We start from the raw sequence: 25350 nt of genomic DNA, 5'->3' as shown, positions 1-25350 counted from the left end.
TAGCACGCTCGATCTTCCAGGTGCCTTCTTCCATGTGTGATTGTCCTAATTGTGTCCCCCTTGTTTAGTTTTGGTATCCATGGATGAGCGACTGTCGGACCAAACTTTGTGTCCCGCGTTCTTCCTGTGTCTCATTATGCGCTTATGTCACGAATAGTCAATACTTTTGTCTGCTGAAATTGTATGGACTTATCCACATCTTGAAAGAGTCGCACTTCTGTCGTTCCGCTGGGTGTGTGGATCGCTGTGGTGGAGACGTGCCGGTCGACCCACGGCAGATCCGCGCCAGCACAGGGATCGGCGCCGCGTTGACACGCGTACTGTCGTGCCCCATAGTCGCTTCCATGATTCTCCTCGACCGTGACCGCCAAATAGTCCTGTCCGTTGGACGCTTCGGACAGTTGGCGGCCGGCCACATTCGGACAATGCATTTCGAGGGCTCTTCGGACACCCCTATGTACCGGGCCCTCGCGCGCCTCGTCGAGCAGAAGTTCCTTTCACGCCTAGAGCGACGCATGATCGGAGGCACAGGGGCAGGTAGCGGTCAGTTCGTCTTCCAGCTCGGACGCAAGGGGTGGGCGCTGTGTGGCAAGGAGGGGACGTACTGGCCGTTCCGCGCGGTAAAGCTGCACACGATGGCCATCGCGGACGCCTACACGGCGTTGCTGGACTACCAGAAGCGGGGGCGCATCCGCATCGAGAGCTTCGACGCTGAGCCGGAGAGCCACCGGAAGGTCGGCAACGTCATCGTGCGGCCAGACCTGTTCGTCGACATCGCGGACCTCGGGAAGCGGCGCAACCTGGCGTTCTGGGTTGAGATCGACATGGGCACGGAGCGCCAGGCACAGATCACCGAGAAGCTGACGAGCTACGTAGCCGCGATGAACGCGGCGGAGTCGTTCGTGCCGTACGTGCTGTTCATAGCACCAGACGACGAGAGAGCCGCCAAGCTGCGTTACTGGATCAAGCAGCACGGCGAGGGCGACTCTGAGTTATTCCTTGTCTCCACGGCCTCTGCGTTCGCGCCTTTGATCTTCGGTTAACGCACCATATAAGTATTGACTATTTCTCGAGGTGAGCGCATAATAAAAGCATAACTAAAGAGGTACAGAATATGACGCGACTCGGACTCATCAGACAGCAATATAGCCAGCAAGTAGTGGCACGCCCATTTAGCCGGTTCACGCAACGCGCGGCGGAGATTGAAGCCAACCGCACGTGGTGTGAGAAAGCGGACGCGTGGGGAGTAGCAGCATGATCGTCGACACGACTACTGGTGAGATCCTCGATCTGACGCCACTCCGCCGTAAGCCCACCGGTCCAAGGACTCGACGGATCAACCACCGCACGTATCGTCATCGCCGTAGGAGCTTAGAGCGCGAGACGCTTCTAACTCTTTGTACTTTCGCCGTCGTGTCCTGTGTCTTCTGGCTCAACTTCGGCGCTTAAGCGCCTTCGTGGAGCGTATCGACGGTATCGCTCGACGATCTGCGACTGGTAACGCTCTCGCTTCAATCCCTCCGCCCGCTCAGCGTCCACCGCGCTCTGCGGGCGTTTGATGTCTGGCGGCACTGTGTACTGCTTGTTCGTGAGTTTGAGTAAGTCGCCGCCCATATGTTTCGTAGTATGGGGGAGGATGGCCGGTTTGCCTAGTCTAATTCCGTCGAATTCGAGTGGATTAGATTGACTAAACTCGACTGCTGGCTCATAATCAGGCACAGTTCAAGCGCCTTCAATGCTGAAGCTGCTGAACCATCAAGTTAGATAGGGAAAAGAAAACCCGCTCGGGTAGAGCGGGTGGCCTTCAATGCTGCCTTCATTATACGACAGTCCTGCTACTTGGTAAATACTTTTACAACGAACAGTACGCAGTCTGTCTTTGAGGATAGCTGTGAGGTCTCGTCTAACTGGCCAGATGTCATTCCAGGAGGTGATGAAGATGCAAGTTCGAGTCTTGCGACCTCTCACATATCCTCAATCAAAATTGCACCGCTAGCCGTAACCCCTGTCCCTCCGTGGAGTGCAAGAACAAGCCAAGGCAGCAAGAGCGAGCACCCTCAGGTGTAGTGAGCCGTGACTAACCATCAAATCACTTCTCTTACAGAGTGCTTGAACTACCAAGAAGTCACGGTTGGACCAGAACCCAACTGTCAAGCCGAGGGAAGCCTCGTGAGCATTGGCCGTGACGTACGAGTAGGTTGTGATCGGTTCAGCGGGCTCGCTCCTCAGTAGTAGGGGAGGAGGGTCTAATTGGAGCTCTCCAGTAGGAAGTTACAGAAGCGGTAAGCAGTCCACCCAAACAGTGTCCAGGCGACGGGGATGGCGATTACTGGACGAACGATGCGGTCTGTCAGCCATCTGACTTTTTTCGGTTCCAGGACTGCAAGCTCCGCCGAGGCCGCGTCGTACTCTGGTGAATCGAGAGGTTTTGGGGCTCTAGCTATTCGCTTCATTAAGCGACGGTGCCGCACGAGTTCGACTACCGCGTTAGCCGGCCTGAACCTGTGTAGCACGAAAGCAGTGAACCAAGTCAGGGCCGCAACGGTGAACATGGAGACGCCGATCACAATCGCCCAGACCTGATCCCCCGGGAGCAGGTCATTGATCCACGCGTAGATGAGAACTGGGGAACCGACGATGACGATCGCAGCGGTGCCCGCTACCGTTCGAGTCGCTACCTCGCGCCAGAACGCCTGATCTCGCCACCAGATGGCAGGCCACTCAACGGGGTGGACCGCGGACTTGTCGTCGCTCACAGAGCAACCGTAGGACACGCCGCGTCGTCTCGCGTTCGAACATACGTTCGACTACCGTCTGAGGCCATGGGATCGAATCGACGCTACGCCGACCACTACGACCGCCTGATGAGCCAGCGGGTCGCGGAGGCCGGCGTACGTCCTGAGCCGGTCAGCCTGACGCCCGAGGAGCTGGACCTGGCGAAGAGCCCTGCCCGGCGCGGGGAGACGGTGAAGGTCCGCGCCTGGGTGCGCTTCGCTGAGCAGCCCGTCGTGCTGGAGGCGTACGCCGTCGAGTGGAACGACAGGGGCGTCCACATCGAGTGGAGCATGAGCGACGGGACGAAGCTCGACGCCTGGGTGTGGGCGAACGCGGTGCGGAGGATCTAGCGCCGCTCGAACCGGACGTCGCTGCTGCGGCCCTCGTGGCTCTCCTCCAGCACCCATCCTTCGTGCGCACGCTTTTCGACGGTGACGACGTGACCGTTGATGGTGATGCGGAGGGTCGGGTTGAAGTACTTCATCGGTCCCTGTGGGTGTGAGGTCCGCCACGTGCCGCCCCATCGGCTGGAGGGGTCCGACTCGCTCCACTCTGTGACAGTCCCGTCCTCGTTCAGCACGTTGATGAACACCTGGCCGTTGACGTACTTGTACAGCTCTACGCCGACGCCGCCGATGTAGTCCGTTGCCTCATTACGGCCGATGCGCTCTTCCTCATCGTTCATGTCATCCCACCCCTGTTCGTCCCGGTAACGTAGCCAGATCATAGCAGAAAAGTATTGACTATTGTTACGATAAGGCGTATAAGTAAGGATAGTCAAACATAAACGGAAACACAAACATGACTCACCTAATAGCAATCAAGAACTACGCAGCGCCGACCAAGGTCACGTTCGCGGAAGTCAAGTAAGCACAACTAAACAAGGACAACTGAATATGAGCAACACAACACACGAAGATAAGTTCATCCCGAGCAAGCAACCGAATGCGCTCAAGCGGGCACTCCAGTCGCGAGTCCTCCCATGGTTCATCGTGACCATCCTCGTCACCGCGTCCCTCGGCGTCATCACCGGCTGGATGCTGGCTCGTGAGAACGACCGTCAGATCAACGCAGCCGTAGCTGCCGCGTCTTTAGCCATCGAACGCTAGACACCGTCGCCAGCGTTCCAGTTGAACCACAGACGGAACCAGAGCCACCTCGCGCACCGATCGAGCCGCACACGAGCTCTCAGAGCGTCAAGGAGCCATCACCAGCAGCGAGCGGCTGCGAACAGTATCGACCGTTGCTCGCGCAGTACGCGTGGGACGTCGATGTTGCGCTCGCTGTCATGCAGGCCGAGAGCGGCTGCGACCCGAGCGCATTCAACGGCGCGAACAGCAATGGGTCAAACGACGCTGGCCTCATGCAGGTCAACAGCGTCCATGTGGCGAGCGGGCTCATCGGCGACGAGGAGCGGTTCGACGCCGAGGCGAACGTCCGCGCTGCATGGGCGATCTACGCAGGGCGAGGTTCGTTCTCGCCCTGGAGCGCGTACAACAGTGGCGCCTACGAGCGATTCTTATAGTGAAGAATAGTATTGACTAATTGAACCGATAGGCGCATAGTGAAAGCAGATAACTAAACAGGAACACTTCAATGAAGAAGATCAAGCAATTCATCCTCAACCTGCGACGAGCAGACCGCACTCCGGTGCAGTACGACACCGAGCTGACGCGAACGTATAGCGATTATGGGCGAGGTCAGCGATGACTGACGAGGATATGCGCAAGGAAATACTGAGCCACGTGACCTTCATAAGGTTCGGTAAGTCGTCTGGTCTTTGCTCTCAAGAACAGTTGTCCGAGGTGGTCATGGCGGCCTCGTCACTTGTCGACTACGTGCGGCAGTATTCTCGTGCCTATGCGGAGGAATTGATCGGTTCAGATGATCCGGTGTTCGGTCCGCAGAACGAGGCCGGGGACATCGACCCCTACGACTACGTAGTGACAGGACGAAACGATCTTCGTTGGGAGCTGCGCCAGCGTAACAAGGAGCACGCCTGATGGACTCCGACCTAGAGCACAGCATCGCCGCCAAGTTCGCCGGTACCTCCGACCAGGCCCTCGTGCGCCGCATGGAGCGGGCAGAGGACTTCGGCTACGACGACGAGAGCGTGGAGCTGACCCATCGACTCAAGCTCGGCGGGCTGGCGTGGAAGTGGGCGAACGTCGACGTGCGGGAGAAGGTGCAGATCTACAAGGAAGAGGAGGCGAGAGATGAGTAGGGAGATCAAGTTCAGGGCATGGCAACCTTTCAACTCGCTGCATCGCCAGAAGGGTATGTACCTCGTAGATGACATGGTGTGGCACAAAGTGACGGACGAGCAACCGGAGCAGGGCGAGGTCTTTCTGACGAAGGAGATCGGGAGCTCTCGCAGTAGCGAGTTCTTTGGCGACATCGAGGTCATGCAGTTCACCGGCCTCTACGACAAGAACGGCGTCGAGATCTACGAGGGCGACATCTTGAAATACTTCTGGAAGAGCAATTGGGGTGACCGAGAGGAGATTACTCGGCTGGTGTCGGTCGTGTACGAAGACGGTGCCTTCAAACAGGACGAAGCGGGACAGATCGACGACTGGCTTCAGTGGGATGCACTGGAGGTCATCGGCAACATTCACGAGAACTCGGACCTCCTCGCGTGACCGACCACCTCGACGCCCTCCGCTCCGCCCTCCACGCTCGCATCAAGCTCGCGACCGAGGCGCGTCGTACCGCCCGCACCAAGCCGACGACCTGCGCTCACACATGGGAGACGTTCAAGCAGACCGTGACGGTCGAGAACGTCGGCTTCGCGGGCAAGGCTTGGTTCGTCGTGCGCGGCTGCCGGCGCTGCCAGACGAAGGCGCTGGTGGACTACCGGGTGGACACCGTGTCCTGAGAGTTGTGCAGGGACCTTCCGAACCGCTACCGTGCGGTCAAACCCGAGAGGACGCCGCGATGCGACGTAAGTACGGCTCCGCCTTTGCTGTTGTTCTCATTCCTCTCCTGCTGTCCGGCTGCGGTGTACAGATCAACCCGGAGGCATTGCAGGACGACGCTTCGACGTCCGACGGATCAGCTGTCGGGGTTGATGCCAGCGACGAGATGATTTCAGACCCCGAAGGCAACTGGCTCTCGATCTCGCAAATGGATTCGCGTAACTCCATCGTCGAAATCTGCACAAATGCGGAGGACGCGCTTAAGGTGAAGGGCGCGTGGATCTATCGCGAAGAGCCGTCCTCATTTGAAGCAGCTCTACTGCTTGCGCTTGATGGAAAAGCTGCAAGTCCTGCTAGGCCAGGTCTGCCATCCCGCGTTCAGGCTCAACCTGCCGGAATGGCACACCTGGCAGAGGTTGCTGCGAGTTGCGCTGACGTCGTTTCTACTATTCAGTACGTCGCATCGGTCGAGAAAACGGATGAAGCGTTGGCGGCTCGTAGCACGAGCGGTGCAACTGAACCCGACTTCGCTTATCTGAGTTCCCTCGTTGCGGAAATAACAAAGCAAGAATGATGTTTTCCATATCCCTATTTGCGAAAGTGACTAATGAAGCGCAATAGTGCACTGGCAATGATTCCGGTAATTCTGATGCTTGCAGGTTGTGCCGCAGATGTGCCGGAAGATGTGCCGTCCGGCGGCTCCACGAGCGCTCTAGTGACGGAAGGCGAGAAGCTTACGATCGATTCTGCCGGAAATTACCTGTCCGAACGAGACGCCAGGATTCGAGAGACTTTCATTAGCATCTGCACCACCGGTGACGATGCTAACAATGTCCGGGGTGGTTGGAGCAATGAGGACCAGCCGCTGACCTTCGATGAGGTGCTTCTTCGGGCGATTGATGGGACCCCGGCCACGGGGGATACCCCGAGAACACGCTCGGTCGTGATCGACTGGTCTGATGGCATTCAGCATGTGCTTGATCAAACTGAGAGCTGCGCAGACCTAGTCAGCATGCTTCCCTACTATTCAGATATTGACGAATTGGACGCCGCCCTTCAGGATCGTTGGGATATGGGGATAGCGGGAGCTGACTTTTATTCGTTGCATGAGATTACGTTCCCAATCCTCAACGGAGAGGTTCCCTCTTCACAGTAGGCAGCGAGTGTGCGATAAATAGACATAGATGGCAGACCCCGCGCAAAATGGCAGCCAAAAGGCAGAAAAGCTACTGAAGAGTGGCGTTCCTGCCAGTGTGGGCAAAGCGACTCAGATCAAGAAGGGTCAAGTCCTCAACCCCAAGGGTCGCCCGAAGGGAAGCAAGAGCCTCTCGACGCTGATCCAGCAGATGATGATGGACGAAAACTTCGAGACGCTGCTCCCAGACCCACAGACCGGTTGGAAGGAGTTCAGGGGCGCTCCCGCCAGGGCGATCGTGACGGCCGCGATGCTTCGCGCCGTCCAGGGTGACCTCAAGGCGGCCGACTGGCTGGCGAAGTACGGCTACGGCACGAAGGTCGAGATCGACGCGACGATCACTGAGGGACCGATACCGCTGCTCGCAGGCGTGGCGCCTGAGGGCCCGCTCGTAATCGAGGACGACGACGATGGCGGCACTGCTCAAGCAGACGACAGCGCTGACGAAGATCAGCAGTCTTAGGCGTCGCCTCCGGATCATCCAGGGCGGGACCAGTGCGTCGAAGACGTTCTCGATCCTGGCTTACCTGATCCACGTCGCGCAGACCAACCCAGACATCCTCATCAGCGTCGTCTCGGAGTCGCTGCCCCACCTCAAGCTCGGAGCGATCCGCGACTTCCGCTTCATCATGAAGGCCCAGCGCTACTGGGATGAGAACGCCTGGAGCAAGGGCGACCTCTACTACACGTTCGCCAACGGCGCCGTGCTGGAGTTCTTCTCTGTCGACTCCTCCAAGGCGCACGGTCCCCGCCGTGACGTGCTCTTCCTCAACGAGTGCAACAACGTCACGTACGAGGTCTACACCCAGCTCGAGACCCGCACCCGCAAGCTCGTCATCCTCGACTACAACCCGACCAGTGAGTTCTGGGTCCACACCGAGGTCATGCCGCACAACCCGCACGACTTCCTGAAGCTGACGTACCGGGACAACGAGGCGCTGGAGCCGGCCATCGTGCGCTCGATCGAGAGCCGCATGCACGACGCCAACTACTGGCGCGTCTACGGCCTGGGGGAGATCGGTCTGCTGGAGGGCGTGATCTACGAGAACTGGGAGCAGGTCGAGGCCGTGCCCGAGGGCGCGCAGCTCCTCCGTCACACCTTGGACTTCGGCTTCACCAACGACCCGTCGGCGGTGGTGGACCTGTACCGCTACGAGGGCGGCTTCCTGCTCGATGAGCGGCTGTACCTCACAGACCAGAAGAACAAGGCGCTGGCCAACGCACTCCGCACCGCTGAGTGGCTGACGCCTGCCGCGCAGGACGGCACCTACGTTGGCCGCACGCACACGCTGACGATCGCGGACTCCTCCGAGCCGAAGAGCATCGCGGAGATCCGGGACTACGGCGTGCTCATCACGGGTGCGGTGAAGGGGCCGGACTCGATCGACTACGGCATCCAGCTCGTGCAGCAGCAGAAGCTGTACGTCACGGCGCGGAGCGTGAACCTCATCAAGGAGCTGCGCAACTACGCCTGGAAGATCGACAAGAAGACGGGGAAGAGCCTCAACGTCCCGATCGATGACTGGAACCACGCGCTGGACGCGGTGAGGTACGGCATCGCTGATGTGCTGAGCGCCAAGAAGCGATCGTCGGTCACGGTGATCTGAGGCCGCTACGGTGGCGGGATGACGTGTATCGGGTTCTGGGAGTGTGTCGAGCCGGGTACGTGGCCCGACTGGATCGCCGCAATCGCGACGACCCTCGGTATCGCGGGGGCTCTCATAGGATACGGCTTAAACCGTCGAGCGAAGTGGCGCGAGCAGGCGCTGGAAGTGGTTGTGCGCGCGCAGTACAGCGAACACCTGGAGGGTCATCAGGTTGCCGTTGAGAACCTATCCGATCGCGTGATTGTTGACCCCGAGTTGTGGTTCTACCAGTCAGACCGAGAGGTCGGGCGCGCTATCCGGACTAATCCTCGTGATGACGGCTATGTGCCAACTGAAGCGGGAATCATGTATGAGGCGTGGGAAGATCGTTCCGGCAATTCCACCGCTTTCTTCAAGCGAATCAAACCGGGAGCCATCTCAGAGACTGTCATATCAGGCTTCGAGGCATACGCCAATGCAAAGCTTGTTTTTATTGACGCAAAGGGCCGACGATGGATGACTGACATTCGAACTGGACGGATGCGTCGCTTATGGACTCGCAAAACTCCCTTCATTGCAATTCGCTGATTGGTATTCCCGAAGTGGCCGCGTTGCTTTACTATGGGCTCTAGAAGCACATAAGCAACGCCCTACATGCCAAACAGAATATCGAAACTCCGCAATAGACTCGCTCAAGCAATCTCTCACAAAGAGTTTATTCCGCCACTCTCGATGTTCGACCTGGCCAACGGCAGTGCCGTGCCACTCGTCACCTACGCCACCAAGCCTGAGCAGCTCCGCACCAACATCGGCTGGGTCCGCGCTGCCAACCGCGCGATCGTCACACCGACCGCCTCCGTGCCACTCAAGCTCCGTCGCCTCAAGAGCAACGGTGACTTCGAGGAGATCACGGAGCACGAGATCCTGACGCTCCTGGGCGACCCGCACGTGGCTCTCAACGGCAAGAAGCTCCGCGAGTTGAACCACACCTACCTCAACCTCACCGGCGAGACGTTCATGCTCATGCGCAAGAGCGGCACGCCGTTCGAGATGAGCGCTGGCGTCAAGGCGCTGCCCGACGCGATCGAACTGCTCCCGTCTCACCTCGTCCAGTTCAAGCTCGGCAAGGAGCGCTTCTCAGACAGCGTGATCAAGTACGCCCAGCAGGAGTACAAGATCGGCGAGGTCATCCGTGGCTACAACCCTGACCCTGAGAACCCGTACTACGGCGAGTCGATCATTAGCGCCGCCGCTGCGGCCGTCGACTCGGACCAGCAGATGCAGTCCTGGAACCGCCGCACGTTCAGCAACAACGCCCGTCCAGGTCTGGTCTTCAACCTCCAGGGCGAGAACATCGACCCTGCTGTCTACGATCGGCTCAAGCAGCAGATGGACGAGCTGTACACCGCTGACGGCGCCTTCAAGTCGCTCGTCGTCGAGAACGGTGACGTGAAGCCCTACATGCTCACCCACCAGGACCTCGACTTCCTCGCGTCTCGCGCGTTCACCCGAGACGAGATCCTCGCGATCTTCTCGGTGTCTCCGTCGATGCTCGGCATGACGACCGACTTCAACCGCGCCAACATGGACGCGGCTCGCTACCTGCACATCCTGCTCAACGTGATCCCACGTCTCGACGACGAGATGGCGATGTGGAACACCCAGCTCGTGAAGAAGTACGACCCGACGCTTGAGCTCTACTACGAGTCTCCGATCCCTGAGGACGTTGAAGCGAAGCTCAAGGAGGCGCAGGCCGGCACGAACTTGTGGCGCACGATCGACGAGACGCGCGAGGAGTACGGCCTCGAGCCGCTACCTGATGACCTCGGTGCGCAGTTGGTCGTCCCGATCAACACGACGACCCTCGACCGCGTGATCAACGCACCGAAGCCGACTGCCGGCGCCGGTGACGCTGCAGGCGGCGATGACGCCGACGTGCAAGACGACACCAAGAGCGAGGGTAAGAAGAGCGTCCCAAAACCAAGGCAGTGACCCGCGAGGAAGAGGGAGCCGTCAAGGCAGACCTCTACACGCGCAAGGCCACCGGCTACGAGACGAGTCTTCTCACCGGGATTCAGCGCGAGTTCAACCGCCAGCGAGACGAGGTGCTGGCCAACGTCGCGACAGTGCAGCGCACCTTCACCGGACAGCGCACGAAGGACTACGTCGATTCGCTCCTCAACTGGGAGCAGGCCGACGTGGCCATGAAGGCTGCCGTCGAGCCAGCCCTCCTCGCCGTGATCATCGAGACCGGCATGGACGCCATGCAGCAGATCGGCATGCAACCGAGTACCTACGACCCGTACAGCGAGGCCATCACCGCCTGGTACCAGCAGCGCACCACGAAGCTCGCTGAGGACGTCAACGATGAGACGGAGAAGCAGCTCCGAGCAACGCTGACCGAAGGCGTCAACGCGGGGGAGAGCAGCTACCAGCTCCAGGCTCGCATCGAAGCGGTCATGGGGTTGGCCTCCACGCTCCGCGCTGACCTGATCGCCCAGACCGAGATCGCCCGAGCGCAGAGCTACGCGGACATCGCGGCCTGGGACCAGAGCGGCATCGTCACGGCGAAGGAGTGGTACACCGCCCAGGACGAGCGCGTCTGCAAGTTCTGCGGACCGATGCACGGCCGAGTGATCGGGCTGGAGGAGAACTTCTACTCGAAGGGCGACGTCCAGACCGAGGCCGGCACGAACCGGAAGGGGGAGGAGACGACCTACGTCTACAACCACGACTATGACGACGTGATGGGCGCTCCGCTGCATCCTCGATGTAGGTGCACCTTGCTGCCTCTCCGCGCTCGTTAGTCGCCCAGCGCGGTGTCAATCTTGTCCATCAGCAGGACTAGGTATTGATCCGCCTGCGTCGATGACACAGAGGAGTTGGCAACGGCAATATAGGAGCCGTACTGAACGGCGGAGAACGTCTGGAGATCGTCCTCAAACGTCGAGGTGAGACCGATAGCGCCGTCAACTGATGAACTGACGGCCTCATAGGTGCGTTCTCCAGTCACCGACGTCGCGGGACACTCATCCATTGTTATGCGGACGTCGTTCATTGCGGCGCTGGCATCTTCTTCGGACGCGTATTGCTCGACGAGTACGCTGCCGTCTTCGTCTGCTCCCGATGAGGAGTCAATGAAGCCATTACCAGCTCTCTCCACCCACGGATTGGTATACCGAGATACCAGCGCCTCTGCACATTTACCAACCTGCTCTCCGAAATCTGGGATTTCAACTTCGTCTCTCGATTGGACAACGACTCCGCCGTTCTCGCTATTTCGACTTACAACCGAAAAACCAAATCTGTCCTCAAGATTCTCATTTGTGGGAATGAGCTCCGAAATCTCGACCTTGCTGAGATCAAGCGCCTCAGCCTCAGCCTGCGTCGGAGCCGGCGTCGCTACTGCCTCCGCGCCCGAAGGAGCGGGGCCAGAGGAGCATCCTGTCGTCAGGGCGAGTACAACGGCGGTGGACATCAACGTGGCACTGCGGCGTAGGGTCATGAAGCGGATGCTAGCAGTGACGAAGGTTTCGGGGCGAGATCGTTTCGAGCTTGTCATAAATGCTGCATTCCCTCATATTGGGCGGCATATGGCAGGCAAGTACAACTTCACAATTGAGCAGGGCGTCGCCTTCACCCGCGTCATCACGTGGAAGGACGGCTCAGGCGCGCCCGTCAACCTCACGAACAAGACCGCGCGCATGCAGGTGCGCGACGCAGACGGCACGGTCCTATTGACACTCACGGACACGGACGGCCTGACCCTCGGCGGCGTGGCCGGCACGATCGCGATTGAGCTCAGCAGCGCACGCACCACGGCGCTCGACTTCGACACCGCGAACTACGACCTGGAGATCACCGAGGGCACCTCCGTTGTGAAGCGCCTCCTCAAGGGGGTGGTCACGCTCGACCAAGAGGTCACCGTATGAGTGATCTGATCCAGGTACTCGAGGACGTTGTCAACGTCAGCGTCGACGAGACGCGTGTCGAGGTCATCACGGTCGGGATCCAGGGTCCTCCTGGTGCGCCTCCTGACACCGCAGTGAAGTCGGTAGCCGGCCGAGTCGGTCACGTCGTCCTCTCCAAGGCCGACGTCGGCCTTAACCTGGTCGACAACACGTCTGACGCAGCGAAGCCCGTCTCTGCGCCCGTACAGACGGCTCTGAACGCGAAGTACAACTCCAGCAACCCGGCTGGCTTTGTTGACGCGTTTCAAGCTGCTGCTTCTGCGCCCGTTCAGACGGTCGCAGGCAGGCAGGGCGCCGTCACCCTCGTGAAGGGTGACGTGGGGCTCGGCAACGTGGACAACACGAGCGATGCGGGCAAACCGGTGTCGACGGCAACGATCAGCGCGCTGGCACTCAAGGCTCCTCTGGCCTCACCTGCGTTCACCGGGACCCCCACGGGCATCACGAAGGCGCACGTCGGTCTCGGGAGCGTCGACAACACCAGCGACGCTGCGAAGCCGGTCAGCACGGCGACACAGGCAGCGTTAGACGGGAAGTTGCAGATCGGTGGTGACATCGGAGGGACGATCACGGCACCGGTGATCAAGAACGTGCAGAAGGTGTTCAACGTCTTCGACTACGGCGCGCTGGGTAACGGCAGTGACGACACCGTAGCGATCAACGCAGCCATGACAGCTGCCGGAGTTGGGGGAGTGGTGGTGCTTCCGTTTACCACGACGGGCTACACGATCGCTGGCTCGCTCATCCCGCGCGATGGACAGCAGATCGTTGGACAGCGCGTGCGCTTGACCACCTCAGCACCAGCCTCGGGTCACAACGGCATGATCAACATCAACAACCGCGCCAACGTCACTATCAGTGGAATCGATTTCGAGGCGAACCTCAACGTGACCAACAGCTATACGGCGATCACCTCCTACGGGCACACCAACCTGCGGATCCGCGATTGCAGCTTCACAGGTACGACTAACGCCTTTGGTGGTTTCGTCATGCTGGACGGCCAGAATGGCTATGCATCTATGGTCGACACCTTTATCGACGACTGCCGATTCTACTCGGCGGCGGGGATCTCGCGCTCCATTCACCTCTACGCGCGGAGCGGACGGACCGTGGAGCGCACCCGAATAACGAACTGTCGATTCCAGGGAACTAGAGGACCAGCGATCTATCTCGATCCTTACTCGGATGTAATCGACACACTCGTCATCAATAACCAGTTTAAGGACATTCTTTACGGGGGAAGTACCACTTCAGTCGGAGTAGCTTTCTACATCGGCGTGCAGACGACCGGGCGGGCAATCAATTCCGTCTTAACCGGCAACAACTTCTCAAATGCAATTATCTCGGCCGGTCACCAGCAAGGCTTTGCCTACTTCTACAACGCTTACGGAATCGTGATTAGTGACAACATCATGCGTGGAGCGTGGACGCCTAGTCAGAACAGCGTCGGTCCAGCCCTTGCTCCTGGTCGCATCTCGACACCGTCCTACAACGTTCTAGTGACCGACAACTACATTGAAGGATTCGACTCTCCAGTCGACGTCGACAGTCAGATAGCGGCGACCTACACGAACAATATCGTCGCCAACTGCGGTGACGGCATTATCATCGGCTACAACATTCAAAAGTATGTCAAGGTCAACAACAACATTTTCTACAACAGCCCTCACAGAACCACCAATGTCCTGATGTCGCTCGGCGGCGCAACGACTGTCCTAAAGTGTGAGGTCAAGGACAACATCTTTATCGATGACCGAGCCGTGCCGACAGCAACAATCGCAGTCAAGGCTTTTAGTCATATTGACCACAGTGGCGTTGAGATCACGGGCAACAGGTTCTACGTTCCCAATGGTGTGTTGACACAGACCGCAAAAGAGTACGGCGACGAGGTCCTACCGACAGTCTTCGATCACAACGAGTTCCACGACTCAGCTGGTATGGTGTCGTCAGTCTTAGCGGTTGCGCAAGGTGGTACCGGTTCGGCTACCAAAGCCTTTGTAGATCTGCTGACCGCTCAGACGATTGCCGGTACGAAAACCTTCACTGGGAATATGCTCTCGCTGGCTCCGGCCGGCGGCAACACCGAACTGCATATCGAAGGCACCACCGCTACCCAGCAGTACATTTCGTTTACGAAGTCCGGCACATTCAGATGGCAGATGTATATGCCGGGAAGCTCCACCGACCTCCGGTTCTCGGGTGGTGGCTCTGACCGGCTCGTCTTGCAGCTAGATGGCAAGGTCGGCGTAGGGCTCTCTAGCCCTACCTCGACATTCCAGGTGAATGGCTCGCTCGCCACCAAGGTCAACCAGATCTCCGCCGCCACCACACTCGACGCCACCTACTGCTCCGTCGAGCTGAACACGACCGCCACCCAGACGCTACCCGCCCTCGCGACCTGCCAGGGCCGCATGTACGAGTTCGTCAACATCAACGCTGCCGCCGCGACCATCAAGGGCAGCGGTACCGAACTGATCGGCAACGTGACGACGGCCAACACCTACACGCTGGCGTCCGGCGCGTCGGCGACGTTGAAGGCGTTCCCGAGTGCGTGGAGGGTCGTCTAGCCCGCTACGGTGAGCGGGTGGATGCGCGGAGGTTCTGGGATGGGATTGCCCAGTGGTTTGGGTACGACTTCTGGAACTGGGGGAGTGCCGCAGACTGGGTCACCGGACTTTTGACCGGCGGTGCTGTTCTACTCGCGGTGGCCACATTCGCTTCAGAGCGACGACGGGAGAGACAGTCTCAGGCCGACCGGATCGTCGTTCGTCTTCGACCTCAAGAAGACGGCACCATTAAAGCAATCATCCGGAACTACAGCGATTCCGATATTTCTGATGTAAATCTAGTGGTTCGTTCTCTTGGGGACGTAAAATTCCTGTCAATTCTATACTTGACCCTTGTCAGGGTGCTTAGAGATGGCGGAATTCTGGCAGTCAGTCTGACTTCTCTACTGCCCCCCAAACTGACAAAAGCAACTGTCGTTCAGGAAGACCCATTTTCAGAGATTCCGCCTGGAAAGGCAGAGACGGTTGTGATAAATCTCTCGAGACCACGCAGACATGCTTTCATCGCGCATCTTACCTTCACTGATTTTCGAGGAACGGTCTGGACACGCGACTTGATCCGCAAAAAGTATGTTCGTGACCCCGAATTTCTGTATTATCTGACGCAATGATAACGTTCCGAGTAACTAAACTTCCCGTTCAGCTTCGCGTCCTACCGGACGTATCACCGCCGCGCGCGCTCTCACTTCCGACCGTAAGTCCCGCATCGCTACCCAGTACGGTCCCTCGTGCGCAAAGTGGTCGTTCAGCGGCGGCACCAGGTCGCCAACGATCAACCGCTCGTGCGTTCCCGGCGCGGGCGTCTCGTGCCACGTCACGTTCAGGTTGCTCGCTATCCAGTGGGTGAGGAGCGAGTCGCCCTCCGCCGTGAGCCCGAACTTCTGACCCGGCCCGGGCGCGACCTGATCCCGTAGCTCCAGCTCGTCGACGAGCAGCGCGACAAGGGACCGTCTCAGCGTGGACATGCGCGTCGTCTTGAGGTGCATCTCCGATCCGCGTACCGCGAGGGTCGTCTTCGCGATACCGACGTAGAGCGGGCGGCTCGTGACGACGTCGGGGAAACGCGCAGGCCAGAACGGCGTCAGCGCCCCGTGCAGATCCCACCAGGCGTAGAGGCCGGGGGAGTGCACGTCACGGAGAGCTTCCGGTGCGACGGGTGCTGCGCTGAGGAGAGCGTCACGCTCGTCGGTCCAGTTCATGGGGGCAGTGTAGGGCCGCTACGGTGAGCGGGTGGATGGATTGTGGGCCGCCCTGGCCAGTTGGAACTGGGGCAGCGTCGCCGACTGGGTGGCCGGGATCGGCACCGTGGGAGCGTTGTATTACGCAGTGCACTCCTTCAACAGGTCCGGACTTGCAGCGGATCGGGCCCAGGCTGACCTCATCGCGTTCGATCATGAAGTTGTAAAGCTGAAGAACTTTGACACGTTGGAGAGATTCAACTTCGAGGGCGTCATTCGTGTCACGAACCGATCTTCGCAGCCGATCACGCTACGCGCTTTCAACGTCGACGACTATCCGGCGGGGCGCATCAGATTGGCCTGGGCGGCGCTCCGAGCGCGGACCCGGTGGCCGATCAAGTTGAGCAGAACGATCTGGATCGAGCAGGCAAAGCGGTACACCTCGTCGACGACGCGCACTGATTTCTCCGTCACGACTGCTGGCGTGGAGCGTTATCAACGCGAGGATCTGGTTCTCGCACCAGGGGAGGAAGCCGAAAGCTCCTTCTATACGTCGAAGAAGAATCACGAGGTTGTCGAGATTCGTTTCACCGACGCTCGGAACCAGTCCTGGAACATGCGGTTTGGCGACCGTCATCCCCAACGCTTGAAGATGCGACAGACTCCTCGCCTAGTAACCCGAAAAGAAATCACGATGGACGACCTCTTCGGAAGGTCGGAGAGTCAGTAACCTCGCTATTGCAATTCCCTCGCCACTTCCCTATAAGTAGTGGCAAGTATGAAGACACAACTGAACAAGAAGATCAACAAGCTGTTCAACATCAGCCTGAAGTCCATCAACGACGAGGAACGAACAGTGCAGTTCGTGTTCAGCGACGACAGCGTGGACCGCTACGGCGAGAAGGTCGACCAGAAGACCTGGGACATCACGCACTACAAGAACAACCCCGTGGTGCTCTGGGGCCACGACCCGTCTGAGCCGCAGAACATCCTTGGACGTGCCGTCGACATCCAGCTCGACCAGAGCGGCAAGTCGCTCCTTACAGCCCAGTTCGACACCGCTGAGGTGAATCCGAAGGCCGACCTGATCTTTCGACAGGTCAAGGCGGGCACGCTTCGCACCGTCTCGGCTGGCTTCATCCCTCACTCCATGGAGTTCGAGGACGACGTGCCAGTTCTCAAGGACAACGAGCTGCTCGAAGTGAGCGTCGTCGCCATCCCGGCGAACCGCAACGCTCTAGCGCTCAGCTACAAGAGCGGTGGGCTCGACACGAAGGACGCCAGCTTCCTCATCAAGAGCATGCGCGACGAGGCCGACGCCATCGAGGCGCAGGTCACGAAGGACGCGTCTGACGATGACGACGACAACGAGCTGACCAAACTTACTCAGCAGATCGCTTTGCTGACCGAGACGGTGACGGCTCTCACGACCCAGGTCGCAGAGCTCAAGCCAGCCGACTCAGACGACGCCGGCGACGGTGGCGACGACGACGCGAGCAAGGGCGACGCGGACGACTCAGCTAAGGACGGCGATGACGACCAGTCCGGTGCCGAGGAGGACGAGATCGACCTAGAAACCGACCTCACCGACGACCAGATCGCTGCGCTCGAGGCAGAGCTAGCCGAGAACGAATAGCAGAACACAACAAACGAACACTCGAAGGGGGTGATAGATGACCAAAATACAAGAGCTGATTCAGAAGTCTGTCGACGAGAAAGTCGCAGCGTTTGCGGCTGACGTCGAGACCAAGCTAAAAGCGATCAGCAAGGACCAGATCGCATCGAAGGAAAATAACACAGACGACGAAAAAGATCGCATCAAGTCGTTCTACACGGCCCTAGCTGCTGGCGACCGCGCTGCAATGAACGCGATCAACGACATGATCTCGAAAGACTACAAGGCGAAAGCTCAGACAGTCGGCACGAGCAACCAAGGTGGCATTCTGGTTCCGACCACGATCGACCAAAGTATCCGCGACAAGCTCGAATATGTTTCTCCGATGCGTCGGATCGCGACCGTCATCAGCAACATGCCTGCGAAGCTCGTACTGAGCACCGGCTCATTGCCAACTGTTTACTGGGTAGCAGAAGGCGCGCCAATCACTGAGAGCGGCGTGACATTCACTCAGACCACACTGACACCAAACAAGCTGGCCGGACTCGACAAGTTCACGAGTGAAGTCTTGGCCGACGCTGCGATCAACCCGAGCATCCAGAACTACGTCGAAGACCGCTTCGTCCTAGCGATGGCACTCGCTGAGAACGCTGCGTTCGTAAACGGCGACGGATCTGGAAAGCCATTCGGCCTCCGATCAACAGCGATCACTCCGACCTCAGTCCCTCAAGTAGGTACGACTGCAGGTTCGCTTGCATATGTCGACCTCGTCAACCTGAAGTACGCGCTCGGAACTGCGTATCGTGAGACAGGTACCTTCGTGATGCCGTCAGCGGCGATCCAGCTCATCGAGAAGCTCGTCGACACGTCAGGCCGCCCTATCTACCGCGAGAGCATCGCTGTGGGTACACCGGCGACACTGCTCGGACGACCAGTTGAGATCGTTGACGAGATCCCAACCAACCTCGGAACTGGCACGAACAAGACCGAGATCTGGTACGGCAACTTCAAGCAGTACATCATCGGTGACCGCGGCGGCCTTCGCGTCGACCTCGGTACTGATGCTGACGACTTTAGCCGCGACAAGATCAGTCTTCGCATCATCAAGCGAGTTGCTGGTCTTCCAGTAGGTAACTACAACTTCGGGAAGCTCACAAACGTCTTCTAGGCAGTTCATCCGCGAACCAGAGCCCTGTTCACGCAGGGCTCTTTGTGTTTTATTAGGAGCAGATGAGTCAACTAATCACCGTCACCGAATTGAAGGGCTACCTCGACGAAGAGGTCAACGCTGTTCAAGCCGCCCTCGCGGTGAACGCCGTGAACGAGTACGTCGAGAGCGAGACGGGACGATCCTGGGGTGAGATCCTCAGCGGTACCGAGACGCACGACTACGCGTCCGTGATCTTCCTCCGACACCAGGACGTGATCACCGCCACCGACGTGGAGGTCAACGGGAGCACCCTGGGCGACGACGCCTACTCGATCAGCGACACTGGCCGGCTCGTGCTGAGCGCGGTCCGCTCTGGGTTCCGTGCCGAGCGCAGTGCCGTCCGTGTCACGTACACCTACGGGGTGCTGTTCCCGCCGGCTGACCTCAAGCTGGCCGCACTCGCGCTGGCTGCTGACTTCTACAACTACGTTGGTGACGGCCAGAAGGAGGTCACCTCTGAGGGCATCGGCTCGATGCGTCTGACCTATTCGACGGGCAAGGACACCGCGACAGGTGGGCTCCACTTCGCCACGATCAGCCGCTACAGGACGCGCAATGTATGACGTCGCGCCTCTTCCCCCACCGGGTCAGCGTTAGACGATCGATCCCAGTCGGGACGAACGGCCGCACGACCCGCTCGACAGTCAGCTCCGGCCTCGTGTGTCTGGTGACGCCGATGGCTTCGCGGGCGGAGATCGAGAACAACTACTCGCCCGGAGTTGGGTACGACGTGTACCTCCGACCTGGCGCTGACGTGCGTACCGGTGACCAGCTCGTGTGGGGGGAGGTCACGTTGAACGTGCGAGCTGCACGGCTCTACGACGTGCCGAGGATCGGCCACATCCACGTCCTCGCGGCGCGTGAGGGCCACTAGGCCATGCAGGTGAACATCGACGCACGCGCGGTGCAGAAGGTCTTCAGAGAGCTTCCTGCGCGGTCAGTTGCCACGCTGAACGGTCTGATCCTGGCGTCAGCGATCGACACGCAGCGCGAGATGCGAAAGGTCGCGCCAGTCGGAGCAAGTGGTGACATGAGGCGCGCGGTGAAGTACGTCACCCACCCGTCATCGCTATCAGCCGAGATCTTCCCTGACACCCCGTACGCCGAGGCGGTTGAGAACGGGACCCGCCCGCACGCGGTCAGCGCCCGCCCCGGATCGTCGCTCGCTCGCTGGGCGCGGCACAAGGGGATCGACCCATACGCGGTTGCTGCGTCGATCAAGAAGAAGGGGACGAAGCCACACCCGTTCGTGAAGCCGACGTTCTCGAAGGCAAGGGTGACCGTACCAAAAGACATCATCAACGGCATGAGCCGATACATCGAAGGAGTCAACAATGGCCGAATCTAAATCACTCGACATCCGCAATGCCCTACGGAGCCGGCTACAGGCTATCCAGCTCGACGACGAGCCGGCATTCACGGAGGTATCGGGTATCCCGTTCGGGGAGTTCGACAGCTACCCATCAGCGAGGATCTTGCCGTCCGTTCAGGACAACGAGAAGGCAGCCTTTCGACAGAACGACCGCACCCCGAGTTGGGTCATCCGCACTTACCTGCCGTTTGGCGCGGCAGACCAGGAGGCTAGCACCGACAAGATGTACGTCTTGATGGACGCCATCTTCGACGCCCTGGACGAGGCGGACCAGGACAACACGTTTCAGGAGGCAATCGGCACGTACATCCTCGCGGTTGATCGAGGCGAGTGGTCAGTAGATGAGACGGCAGTAGGGGTCGTGCTTTATGCCGACATCAACGTCGAGGTCAGCTATAGCAAAGATTTGTGAACTGTCTTACATTGAAGGTATGAACAAAGTCAACCCAGAAGAGAAACCGAAAGCCGAGGTCGCTAGGAAAGTCATCGCCGCAAAGCGAAAGTACTTCGTGCCTGGCCACGGCGAAGTCGAAGCGGCGGATGTCGCTGAGGTCGAGAAGAAAGTAAAGAAAGAGGTAGGTGATGCCAACTAGTGACCAATACATAGGACGACGCGAGGCCATCGGGCTCGGAATCGAAGCGACGCCGGGAACGCCGGTCGCTCCGCAGTTCTGGCTCCACTGGTTGACCCAGGGGATCCAGCCGAAGAAGACGACGGTCGAGAACGAGAGCGCCATGGGCGTCGTCGACCGTGTGAACGATAGCCAGGTAACAGCGAAGTGGGTCGAAGGAACGATCGGCGGCAAGGTCACCGTGCAGTCCATCGGCGCGATGCTCCTCGGGATGTTCGGCAACGTCAGCACCGGCACCGCCGTCGGCGGCGTCTACCCGCACACCTTCACCAACAGCCAGTCGAGCATCCCCAAGACGTTGACTGCTGCTGTCGTCTCACCGCTCGCGTCGAAGCGACACCCGTACACGACGTTCGACAACCTGGAGATCACGGCCGAGGCCGGCGGTTGGGTTGAGGTATCAAGTGCCATCAAGGCACGCATCGGCACGACCTCCACAGAGACGATCGCCCTCGCATCCGAGACGGAGTTCACGAGCAAGCACGTCACCCTCAAGGTGGCTGCGAACACGGCAGGTCTGGGCGCGTCTCCAGCGGTCAAGGCGAGCCGTGTAGCGCTCACTCTCGAGCGCACGTCTGAGGCGTTCGCCCCCCTCGGCACGGACGATGCACTTGAGTTCGACCGCGGAGCCTTCGAGGCACGCGGCGAGTTCGTCGTGCGGCTAGGGGACACCCAGTACGAGGACGACTTCCTCAGCAACGCCCTCAAGGCGATGAGCATCACCATCTCGAACGGCAACGACAGCCTTGCGTTCACTGCCTCAAAGGTTCGCTACCGAGAGTTGGAGATGACCCGCGACCGCGATGCTGTAGTCACCGCGACAGTGCAGTTCTTCTGCGAGTTCGACACGGCTACGAATAGCTCGATCGTTCCACTACTCAAGAACACGCGAGCGTCGTACGTGGCGGCTTAGTGATGGCGGACGCTGTGTACGAGGAGATAGAGCCCTTCGGGGCTCTTTTCTTTTGCTGCGGCTTATGAGTAAATGATGGCAACACTTTATCGGAGAAACATCAATGACTCGCCAGCTCGCCATCACTAAAAGAACAACTTTGGATCAGTTCGAGGGCTGGAGCGATTGCTACGTCGAGTGGCGACCGAGTACCTATGGAGATAGCTTCAAGCTACGTGCGACCAAGGTAGAGGGTGTCGATGAGGAGACGGCCTTCACAGCCATTCTAGATCTCGTCAAAGAACATATTGTTGGCGGTAAGGTCCGTGTCGTTGAGGACGGAGAAGTGAAGCTCGTCGACTTTGAGAAGAGTGACATCGATCTCATGCCGACAGACATGGTCGACCGCATCTTCGCAGACATCACGGGGGTCGAGTTTGAAGACCCAAAAGGATCGGCAACGACACAGTCGCTCGACGAGCCGAATCCATCCGAGAGCACTTCCGTAACGTCATAGTCCGCGACGACTCGAAGGTGCCGCCATGGGTGGTCGACGAAATTAATCACTTCCGCTATAGGGAGCGATTTCACCTTAGTGCTGCAGAAATGCTGAATGAGCCGCAGGCCGATATAAAGCTGGCTTTCCTCATATGGTCATTGGATAGCGACCGTGCTAAATTGGAGGAAAGAAAGGCTAGACCCTAACTAAATACCGACACGCTTGATGGCATCCAACTCAATATCGATTCTGATCAAAGCTAGGGATGAAGCGTCCAAGGTTATTGATGGCGTCGGTGGGTCGTTGGACGGGGCCTCCGAGAAGTCGGGGAAGTTTGGTACTGCTCTAGCCTCTATGGGCAAGGTTCTAGGTGGCGCTGTCGTCGCCCTGGGCGCAGCAGGAGCCGCCGCCGCCGGAGCCGGCGCGGTCATCGGTTTCAAGTTCAACAGCTCTGTAGAACAGGCAAGCGCCAAGCTCAACGCGTTCATGAAGGACGGCGACAAGGTTGCCGCAACTCTTGAATGGGTAAAGAAGGAAGCGTCTGAGACGCAGTTCAGCTTCACCGAGATGGCGGACGCCGCTGCCAACCTCACGCCGGTCGCCAAGACGTCGGGACAGTCTCTCGAATCTCTGGTCAAGCAAGCCGAGATCCTCGCCGCCCTCAACCCGACCGAGGGTCTGACCGGAGCAACTTTCTCTCTCCGCGAAGCACTGAGTGGTGACTGGGTATCAATCGTCGACCGCTTCAATTTGCCTCGACAGCGCATCAATGAGCTAAAGGCACAGGGCGTGCCGGCGATGGAAATTATCAGCCGAACGCTTAATGAGATGGGCATCGACTACAGTCTCGTTTCCGCACAAGGAAAGACGGCTGCCGCGCGGTTTGACCAGATCAAAGACAAGCTCACCATGCTGGCGGGCACCGCGACGAAACCAATCTTCGACCTGGTATCGCAGGGACTCGACAAGATCAACGAGTTCGACGCGACGGCGTGGGGTGATCGTCTAGCGGCTGGAGTGCAGAACGCCATAGGGGCGCTCAAGTTGTTGACTTCTGGAGATTTCAAGGCCTCTGACTGGATGCCAGGGATTCAGGAAGACAGCGCAATCGTCGACACCATCCTCCGCATACGCGAGACGGTGATCGCAGCGCTCGACTACATCCGACCAGCTTGGGAGGCCCTATCCAAGGTGGTCGCCGATGAGGTGCTCCCAGCTTTCAAGCGGCTCATGACCGAGGCAATTGGTCCTTTGGCAGGCTCACTTGGGAAGATTCTTGTGGTGGCGATCAAGGCTGCAATCGGCATTATCGCCTTCCTTCTATCTGCGCTCGCGAATATCACGACATTCTTCCTTGACCTCCCGAAGAACATCGCCGCAGGGATCGAGGGCTTCAAGGGCATGATGGCTGACCTTTGGACTTCAATGGTTCAAGGTGTGGAGAACGCAATCAGCCAGGTGGGTCAGTTCTTCGATGGTCTGCCCGCAGCGATTGCTTTTGGTCTCGGTGCGGCGGCCGGCTACGTGTACTTATTCGCGACCGAGACTGTGCCCGCGGCTGTCAATGCGGCGGTCGCTTGGTTCGCGCAGTTACCCGAGCGGATCGGTCAATTTGCCTCTGATGCCGTTGGTCGCGTGGTGAGCTGGTTTACATCTATGCCGCAGCGCACTAGCGATGGACTGGCTTCATTCTGGCCACAGGTGGGAGCTGCTTTCGATGGCTTCAAGAACAGTGCAGTTGCATGGGCGCAAGATACGGTAGCTGAGATCGTACGAGCCTTCGCCGACCTACCCGGCCAAATCTCTAAGAAGTTCGAGAGTGCCGTCAATGGTGCAAAAGGCTTTCTATCGGATGCTGGTGCCAACATTGCGAATGGCTTCAACTCAGTAGTGAATGCGAAGCACGCGCTCGGTACCAACTACGCACCAGGCGGCACGACGCTCGTGGGTGAGCACGGTCCCGAGCTGGTCAACATGCCTGCTGGTTCGCAGGTGACCCCGGCGTGGAAGACCGCCTCCCAGGACGCGTCAGGAGCCGCAGGAGGCTCGTCGCTCACCATCAACGGCAATGTCATCCTCCAGACCGCTGGAGCTGTCGACGCGTTCTTCAAGCAGCAGGACCAGGCGCAGCGTTTCGCCCGTATGGGCATGGGAGCTCCTGCCTGATGCCTGCCCTTCAACTCGCGTACGGAGCGCTGAATCTCCAGACGACCTCGATCACTTCGGTTGAAACGGACGTCTGGAGCCCGGCGCAGAAGAACATCCAGACGGAGGACCTCGCGCAGCATGACGGGGCCGTCTTTGTTCGCGACTCCCTGAACCCGAAGACGTTCACGGTCGGGGGCTGGATCCGCGCTGCCACCATCGCCGAACTCGACGTCGCACTCGACTCGTTCTACCTAGGACTGAGCCCGTCGCAGCAGGCGTTCGAGATCGACAACGGCACAGGACGGCGCCGATACATCTGCACGGCGCAGCAGCCGATCATCGGTAGGCCGAAGGGACAAACCAGCGCCAGCTTCTCCATCGCCTTCGTCGTTCCCTCAGGCGTCGGGTCTGACCTCGCTGAGCGGTTCCTGATCCAGTCGTACCCGCTGACTTCGGCCGGCCAGGCGATTCCGATCGCAGTTGGCGGCACCTACAAGGCACAGCCCGTCCTACGCCTCGAGCTGACGACAGTCGCAGGCAGTGGGAGCCGCACAGTCACTCTCACCAACGGCTCTTCCTTGAGGGGGATCGCCATCACTCGCGTCTGGGCGAGCGGCGACGTCCTTGAAGTGGACCTGCTGAACCAGACCGTCTACGTCAACAACGTGCCGACACCGTTCGCTGGCGTCTTCCCATCCTGGGCTCCTGGCGCCGGGGTCATCAACTACCTCGACGACTTCACCGGCCGAAGTGCAAACCTGACTGCTCGCTACACGCGACGCTGGTTGTAGC

At 59.2% G+C, this 25350-nt stretch carries 34 protein-coding genes; 30 read left to right on the top strand and 4 right to left on the bottom strand.

What is annotated here, in order from left to right; translation table 11 throughout:
* Positions 1 to 344: 344 nt before the first annotated feature.
* Positions 345 to 1043 (top strand): replication-relaxation family protein, encoded by a 699-nt coding sequence (locus C5C57_RS05640; protein WP_181069102.1) that lies wholly within the window; start codon positions 345 to 347, stop codon positions 1041 to 1043.
* A 1203-nt stretch (positions 1044 to 2246) separates the two neighbouring features.
* Here C5C57_RS05640 and C5C57_RS17695 read toward each other — a convergent pair.
* On the bottom strand, positions 2247 to 2756 hold the full coding sequence (locus tag C5C57_RS17695; protein ID WP_146082374.1) for a hypothetical protein: 510 nt from the start codon (positions 2754 to 2756) through the stop codon (positions 2247 to 2249).
* 66 nt (positions 2757 to 2822) lie between these two features.
* Here C5C57_RS17695 and C5C57_RS05635 point away from each other — a divergent pair, with 66 nt between their 5' ends.
* Positions 2823 to 3125, top strand: a complete 303-nt coding sequence (locus C5C57_RS05635) for a hypothetical protein (protein WP_104297409.1) — start codon at positions 2823 to 2825, stop codon at positions 3123 to 3125.
* On the opposite strand, the gene C5C57_RS05630 is transcribed toward C5C57_RS05635, so the two are convergent.
* Entirely contained in the window at positions 3122 to 3502 is a 381-nt protein-coding gene (locus tag C5C57_RS05630) for a hypothetical protein (RefSeq protein ID WP_104297408.1), read from the bottom strand. The genes C5C57_RS05635 and C5C57_RS05630 overlap by 4 nt on opposite strands.
* 169 nt (positions 3503 to 3671) lie before the next feature.
* Between C5C57_RS05630 and C5C57_RS05625 the strand changes: the two genes are divergently transcribed.
* From C5C57_RS05625 to C5C57_RS05580, 13 genes are all read left to right on the top strand, one after another.
* Positions 3672 to 3884: a hypothetical protein gene (locus C5C57_RS05625; protein ID WP_104297407.1), complete on the top strand. Its 213-nt coding sequence runs from the start codon at positions 3672 to 3674 to the stop codon at positions 3882 to 3884.
* Between the two features lie 134 nt (positions 3885 to 4018).
* Positions 4019 to 4300, top strand: a complete 282-nt coding sequence (locus tag C5C57_RS05620; RefSeq protein ID WP_219827747.1) for a transglycosylase SLT domain-containing protein — start codon at positions 4019 to 4021, stop codon at positions 4298 to 4300.
* 181 nt (positions 4301 to 4481) lie between these two features.
* Positions 4482 to 4778 (top strand): hypothetical protein, encoded by a 297-nt coding sequence (locus tag C5C57_RS05615; RefSeq protein ID WP_104297406.1) that lies wholly within the window; start codon positions 4482 to 4484, stop codon positions 4776 to 4778.
* Positions 4778 to 4999: a hypothetical protein gene (locus C5C57_RS05610; RefSeq protein WP_104297405.1), complete on the top strand. Its 222-nt coding sequence runs from the start codon at positions 4778 to 4780 to the stop codon at positions 4997 to 4999. The genes C5C57_RS05615 and C5C57_RS05610 overlap by 1 nt, the downstream gene beginning before the upstream one ends.
* Positions 4992 to 5417, top strand: coding sequence for a YopX family protein (locus tag C5C57_RS05605; protein ID WP_104297404.1), 426 nt, complete (start codon positions 4992 to 4994; stop codon positions 5415 to 5417). Before C5C57_RS05610 ends, C5C57_RS05605 begins: the two co-directional genes overlap by 8 nt.
* The gene (locus tag C5C57_RS05600) at positions 5414 to 5653 is read left to right on the top strand and encodes a hypothetical protein (protein ID WP_104297403.1); all 240 of its coding nucleotides are present in this window, start codon (positions 5414 to 5416) and stop codon (positions 5651 to 5653) included. Before C5C57_RS05605 ends, C5C57_RS05600 begins: the two co-directional genes overlap by 4 nt.
* A gap of 59 nt (positions 5654 to 5712) precedes the next feature.
* On the top strand, positions 5713 to 6267 hold the full coding sequence (locus C5C57_RS17690) for a hypothetical protein (protein WP_146082373.1): 555 nt from the start codon (positions 5713 to 5715) through the stop codon (positions 6265 to 6267).
* 33 nt (positions 6268 to 6300) lie between these two features.
* Positions 6301 to 6849, top strand: coding sequence for a hypothetical protein (locus C5C57_RS17685; RefSeq protein WP_146082372.1), 549 nt, complete (start codon positions 6301 to 6303; stop codon positions 6847 to 6849).
* A 28-nt stretch (positions 6850 to 6877) separates the two neighbouring features.
* On the top strand, positions 6878 to 7351 hold the full coding sequence (locus tag C5C57_RS05595) for a DUF5681 domain-containing protein (protein WP_146082371.1): 474 nt from the start codon (positions 6878 to 6880) through the stop codon (positions 7349 to 7351).
* A complete protein-coding gene (locus C5C57_RS05590; protein ID WP_104297401.1) occupies positions 7299 to 8495 on the top strand; it encodes a PBSX family phage terminase large subunit in 1197 nt (398 codons plus the stop codon). Before C5C57_RS05595 ends, C5C57_RS05590 begins: the two co-directional genes overlap by 53 nt.
* 18 nt (positions 8496 to 8513) lie before the next feature.
* A complete protein-coding gene (locus tag C5C57_RS17680; protein ID WP_146082370.1) occupies positions 8514 to 9062 on the top strand; it encodes a hypothetical protein in 549 nt (182 codons plus the stop codon).
* A 144-nt stretch (positions 9063 to 9206) separates the two neighbouring features.
* Positions 9207 to 10466, top strand: a complete 1260-nt coding sequence (locus C5C57_RS05585) for a phage portal protein (RefSeq protein WP_181069100.1) — start codon at positions 9207 to 9209, stop codon at positions 10464 to 10466.
* The gene (locus C5C57_RS05580) at positions 10463 to 11281 is read left to right on the top strand and encodes a phage minor head protein (protein WP_104297399.1); all 819 of its coding nucleotides are present in this window, start codon (positions 10463 to 10465) and stop codon (positions 11279 to 11281) included. Before C5C57_RS05585 ends, C5C57_RS05580 begins: the two co-directional genes overlap by 4 nt.
* Here C5C57_RS05580 and C5C57_RS17675 read toward each other — a convergent pair.
* Positions 11278 to 11979, bottom strand: coding sequence for a hypothetical protein (locus C5C57_RS17675; RefSeq protein ID WP_146082369.1), 702 nt, complete (start codon positions 11977 to 11979; stop codon positions 11278 to 11280). The two genes, C5C57_RS05580 and C5C57_RS17675, sit on opposite strands and share 4 nt — an antisense overlap.
* An 88-nt stretch (positions 11980 to 12067) precedes the next feature.
* Here C5C57_RS17675 and C5C57_RS05570 point away from each other — a divergent pair, with 88 nt between their 5' ends.
* From C5C57_RS05570 to C5C57_RS17670, 3 genes are read left to right on the top strand one after another with little or no spacing between them, the layout of a single operon-like run.
* Positions 12068 to 12406, top strand: coding sequence for a hypothetical protein (locus C5C57_RS05570; protein ID WP_146082368.1), 339 nt, complete (start codon positions 12068 to 12070; stop codon positions 12404 to 12406).
* Positions 12403 to 15012, top strand: a complete 2610-nt coding sequence (locus C5C57_RS05565) for a right-handed parallel beta-helix repeat-containing protein (protein ID WP_104297396.1) — start codon at positions 12403 to 12405, stop codon at positions 15010 to 15012. Before C5C57_RS05570 ends, C5C57_RS05565 begins: the two co-directional genes overlap by 4 nt.
* A 17-nt stretch (positions 15013 to 15029) precedes the next feature.
* Entirely contained in the window at positions 15030 to 15623 is a 594-nt protein-coding gene (locus tag C5C57_RS17670) for a hypothetical protein (RefSeq protein WP_146082367.1), read from the top strand.
* Between the two features lie 15 nt (positions 15624 to 15638).
* On the opposite strand, the gene C5C57_RS05560 is transcribed toward C5C57_RS17670, so the two are convergent.
* Positions 15639 to 16211, bottom strand: a complete 573-nt coding sequence (locus C5C57_RS05560; protein WP_146082366.1) for a GIY-YIG nuclease family protein — start codon at positions 16209 to 16211, stop codon at positions 15639 to 15641.
* A 31-nt stretch (positions 16212 to 16242) separates the two neighbouring features.
* On the opposite strand from C5C57_RS05560, the gene C5C57_RS05555 reads away from it, so the two are divergent.
* The 12 genes from C5C57_RS05555 to C5C57_RS05505 all read left to right on the top strand — a co-directional run bounded on the left by C5C57_RS05555 (position 16243) and on the right by C5C57_RS05505 (position 25349).
* Positions 16243 to 16920 (top strand): hypothetical protein, encoded by a 678-nt coding sequence (locus C5C57_RS05555; protein ID WP_146082365.1) that lies wholly within the window; start codon positions 16243 to 16245, stop codon positions 16918 to 16920.
* Positions 16921 to 16968: 48 nt separating this feature from the next.
* Positions 16969 to 17826, top strand: coding sequence for an HK97 family phage prohead protease (locus tag C5C57_RS05550; RefSeq protein WP_104297393.1), 858 nt, complete (start codon positions 16969 to 16971; stop codon positions 17824 to 17826).
* 37 nt (positions 17827 to 17863) lie between these two features.
* The gene (locus tag C5C57_RS05545) at positions 17864 to 18973 is read left to right on the top strand and encodes a phage major capsid protein (RefSeq protein WP_104297392.1); all 1110 of its coding nucleotides are present in this window, start codon (positions 17864 to 17866) and stop codon (positions 18971 to 18973) included.
* A gap of 62 nt (positions 18974 to 19035) precedes the next feature.
* Positions 19036 to 19578 (top strand): hypothetical protein, encoded by a 543-nt coding sequence (locus C5C57_RS05540; protein WP_104297391.1) that lies wholly within the window; start codon positions 19036 to 19038, stop codon positions 19576 to 19578.
* 113 nt (positions 19579 to 19691) lie between these two features.
* A complete protein-coding gene (locus tag C5C57_RS17665; RefSeq protein ID WP_146082364.1) occupies positions 19692 to 19889 on the top strand; it encodes a hypothetical protein in 198 nt (65 codons plus the stop codon).
* Positions 19890 to 19898: 9 nt separating this feature from the next.
* Positions 19899 to 20363, top strand: coding sequence for an HK97 gp10 family phage protein (locus C5C57_RS17660; RefSeq protein WP_181069098.1), 465 nt, complete (start codon positions 19899 to 19901; stop codon positions 20361 to 20363).
* Positions 20350 to 20799, top strand: a complete 450-nt coding sequence (locus tag C5C57_RS05525) for a hypothetical protein (RefSeq protein WP_104297388.1) — start codon at positions 20350 to 20352, stop codon at positions 20797 to 20799. The genes C5C57_RS17660 and C5C57_RS05525 overlap by 14 nt, the downstream gene beginning before the upstream one ends.
* 19 nt (positions 20800 to 20818) lie before the next feature.
* On the top strand, positions 20819 to 20980 hold the full coding sequence (locus tag C5C57_RS18030) for a hypothetical protein (RefSeq protein WP_181069096.1): 162 nt from the start codon (positions 20819 to 20821) through the stop codon (positions 20978 to 20980).
* Positions 20970 to 21932, top strand: coding sequence for a phage tail tube protein (locus C5C57_RS05520; RefSeq protein ID WP_146082362.1), 963 nt, complete (start codon positions 20970 to 20972; stop codon positions 21930 to 21932). Before C5C57_RS18030 ends, C5C57_RS05520 begins: the two co-directional genes overlap by 11 nt.
* 103 nt (positions 21933 to 22035) lie before the next feature.
* Complete coding sequence (locus C5C57_RS05515; protein WP_104297386.1) at positions 22036 to 22428, top strand: hypothetical protein; 393 nt, start codon at positions 22036 to 22038, stop codon at positions 22426 to 22428.
* 207 nt (positions 22429 to 22635) lie between these two features.
* Positions 22636 to 24576 (top strand): hypothetical protein, encoded by a 1941-nt coding sequence (locus tag C5C57_RS05510; protein WP_146082361.1) that lies wholly within the window; start codon positions 22636 to 22638, stop codon positions 24574 to 24576.
* Complete coding sequence (locus C5C57_RS05505; protein WP_104297384.1) at positions 24576 to 25349, top strand: phage tail domain-containing protein; 774 nt, start codon at positions 24576 to 24578, stop codon at positions 25347 to 25349. The genes C5C57_RS05510 and C5C57_RS05505 overlap by 1 nt, the downstream gene beginning before the upstream one ends.
* Position 25350: the final 1 nt, after the last annotated feature.

Origin of the sequence: Rathayibacter sp. AY1C5, assembly GCF_002931705.1 — a bacterium.
Taxonomy (GTDB): domain Bacteria; phylum Actinomycetota; class Actinomycetes; order Actinomycetales; family Microbacteriaceae; genus Rathayibacter.
Note: the sequence above shows the minus strand (reverse complement) of the source record. Positions and strands in the feature narration are given on the sequence as shown.

What these genes read in the sequence shown, in the direction of transcription:
- C5C57_RS05640 (WP_181069102.1), top strand. Translation starts at nt 345, where the DNA reads ATGATTCTCCTCGACCGTGACCGCCAAATAGTCCTGTCCGTTGGACGC.
- C5C57_RS05635 (WP_104297409.1), top strand. Translation starts at nt 2,823, where the DNA reads ATGGGATCGAATCGACGCTACGCCGACCACTACGACCGCCTGATGAGC.
- C5C57_RS05630 (WP_104297408.1), bottom strand. Translation starts at nt 3,502, where the DNA reads ATGATCTGGCTACGTTACCGGGACGAACAGGGGTGGGATGACATGAAC.
- C5C57_RS05625 (WP_104297407.1), top strand. Translation starts at nt 3,672, where the DNA reads ATGAGCAACACAACACACGAAGATAAGTTCATCCCGAGCAAGCAACCG.
- C5C57_RS05615 (WP_104297406.1), top strand. Translation starts at nt 4,482, where the DNA reads ATGACTGACGAGGATATGCGCAAGGAAATACTGAGCCACGTGACCTTC.
- C5C57_RS05610 (WP_104297405.1), top strand. Translation starts at nt 4,778, where the DNA reads ATGGACTCCGACCTAGAGCACAGCATCGCCGCCAAGTTCGCCGGTACC.
- C5C57_RS05605 (WP_104297404.1), top strand. Translation starts at nt 4,992, where the DNA reads ATGAGTAGGGAGATCAAGTTCAGGGCATGGCAACCTTTCAACTCGCTG.
- C5C57_RS17690 (WP_146082373.1), top strand. Translation starts at nt 5,713, where the DNA reads ATGCGACGTAAGTACGGCTCCGCCTTTGCTGTTGTTCTCATTCCTCTC.
- C5C57_RS17685 (WP_146082372.1), top strand. Translation starts at nt 6,301, where the DNA reads ATGAAGCGCAATAGTGCACTGGCAATGATTCCGGTAATTCTGATGCTT.
- C5C57_RS05595 (WP_146082371.1), top strand. Translation starts at nt 6,878, where the DNA reads ATGGCAGACCCCGCGCAAAATGGCAGCCAAAAGGCAGAAAAGCTACTG.
- C5C57_RS05590 (WP_104297401.1), top strand. Translation starts at nt 7,299, where the DNA reads ATGGCGGCACTGCTCAAGCAGACGACAGCGCTGACGAAGATCAGCAGT.
- C5C57_RS17680 (WP_146082370.1), top strand. Translation starts at nt 8,514, where the DNA reads ATGACGTGTATCGGGTTCTGGGAGTGTGTCGAGCCGGGTACGTGGCCC.
- C5C57_RS05585 (WP_181069100.1), top strand. Translation starts at nt 9,207, where the DNA reads ATGTTCGACCTGGCCAACGGCAGTGCCGTGCCACTCGTCACCTACGCC.
- C5C57_RS17675 (WP_146082369.1), bottom strand. Translation starts at nt 11,979, where the DNA reads ATGACCCTACGCCGCAGTGCCACGTTGATGTCCACCGCCGTTGTACTC.
- C5C57_RS05570 (WP_146082368.1), top strand. Translation starts at nt 12,068, where the DNA reads ATGGCAGGCAAGTACAACTTCACAATTGAGCAGGGCGTCGCCTTCACC.
- C5C57_RS05565 (WP_104297396.1), top strand. Translation starts at nt 12,403, where the DNA reads ATGAGTGATCTGATCCAGGTACTCGAGGACGTTGTCAACGTCAGCGTC.
- C5C57_RS05560 (WP_146082366.1), bottom strand. Translation starts at nt 16,211, where the DNA reads ATGAACTGGACCGACGAGCGTGACGCTCTCCTCAGCGCAGCACCCGTC.
- C5C57_RS05550 (WP_104297393.1), top strand. Translation starts at nt 16,969, where the DNA reads ATGAAGACACAACTGAACAAGAAGATCAACAAGCTGTTCAACATCAGC.
- C5C57_RS05545 (WP_104297392.1), top strand. Translation starts at nt 17,864, where the DNA reads ATGACCAAAATACAAGAGCTGATTCAGAAGTCTGTCGACGAGAAAGTC.
- C5C57_RS05540 (WP_104297391.1), top strand. Translation starts at nt 19,036, where the DNA reads ATGAGTCAACTAATCACCGTCACCGAATTGAAGGGCTACCTCGACGAA.
- C5C57_RS17665 (WP_146082364.1), top strand. Translation starts at nt 19,692, where the DNA reads ATGGCTTCGCGGGCGGAGATCGAGAACAACTACTCGCCCGGAGTTGGG.
- C5C57_RS05525 (WP_104297388.1), top strand. Translation starts at nt 20,350, where the DNA reads ATGGCCGAATCTAAATCACTCGACATCCGCAATGCCCTACGGAGCCGG.
- C5C57_RS18030 (WP_181069096.1), top strand. Translation starts at nt 20,819, where the DNA reads ATGAACAAAGTCAACCCAGAAGAGAAACCGAAAGCCGAGGTCGCTAGG.
- C5C57_RS05520 (WP_146082362.1), top strand. Translation starts at nt 20,970, where the DNA reads ATGCCAACTAGTGACCAATACATAGGACGACGCGAGGCCATCGGGCTC.
- C5C57_RS05515 (WP_104297386.1), top strand. Translation starts at nt 22,036, where the DNA reads ATGACTCGCCAGCTCGCCATCACTAAAAGAACAACTTTGGATCAGTTC.
- C5C57_RS05510 (WP_146082361.1), top strand. Translation starts at nt 22,636, where the DNA reads ATGGCATCCAACTCAATATCGATTCTGATCAAAGCTAGGGATGAAGCG.
- C5C57_RS05505 (WP_104297384.1), top strand. Translation starts at nt 24,576, where the DNA reads ATGCCTGCCCTTCAACTCGCGTACGGAGCGCTGAATCTCCAGACGACC.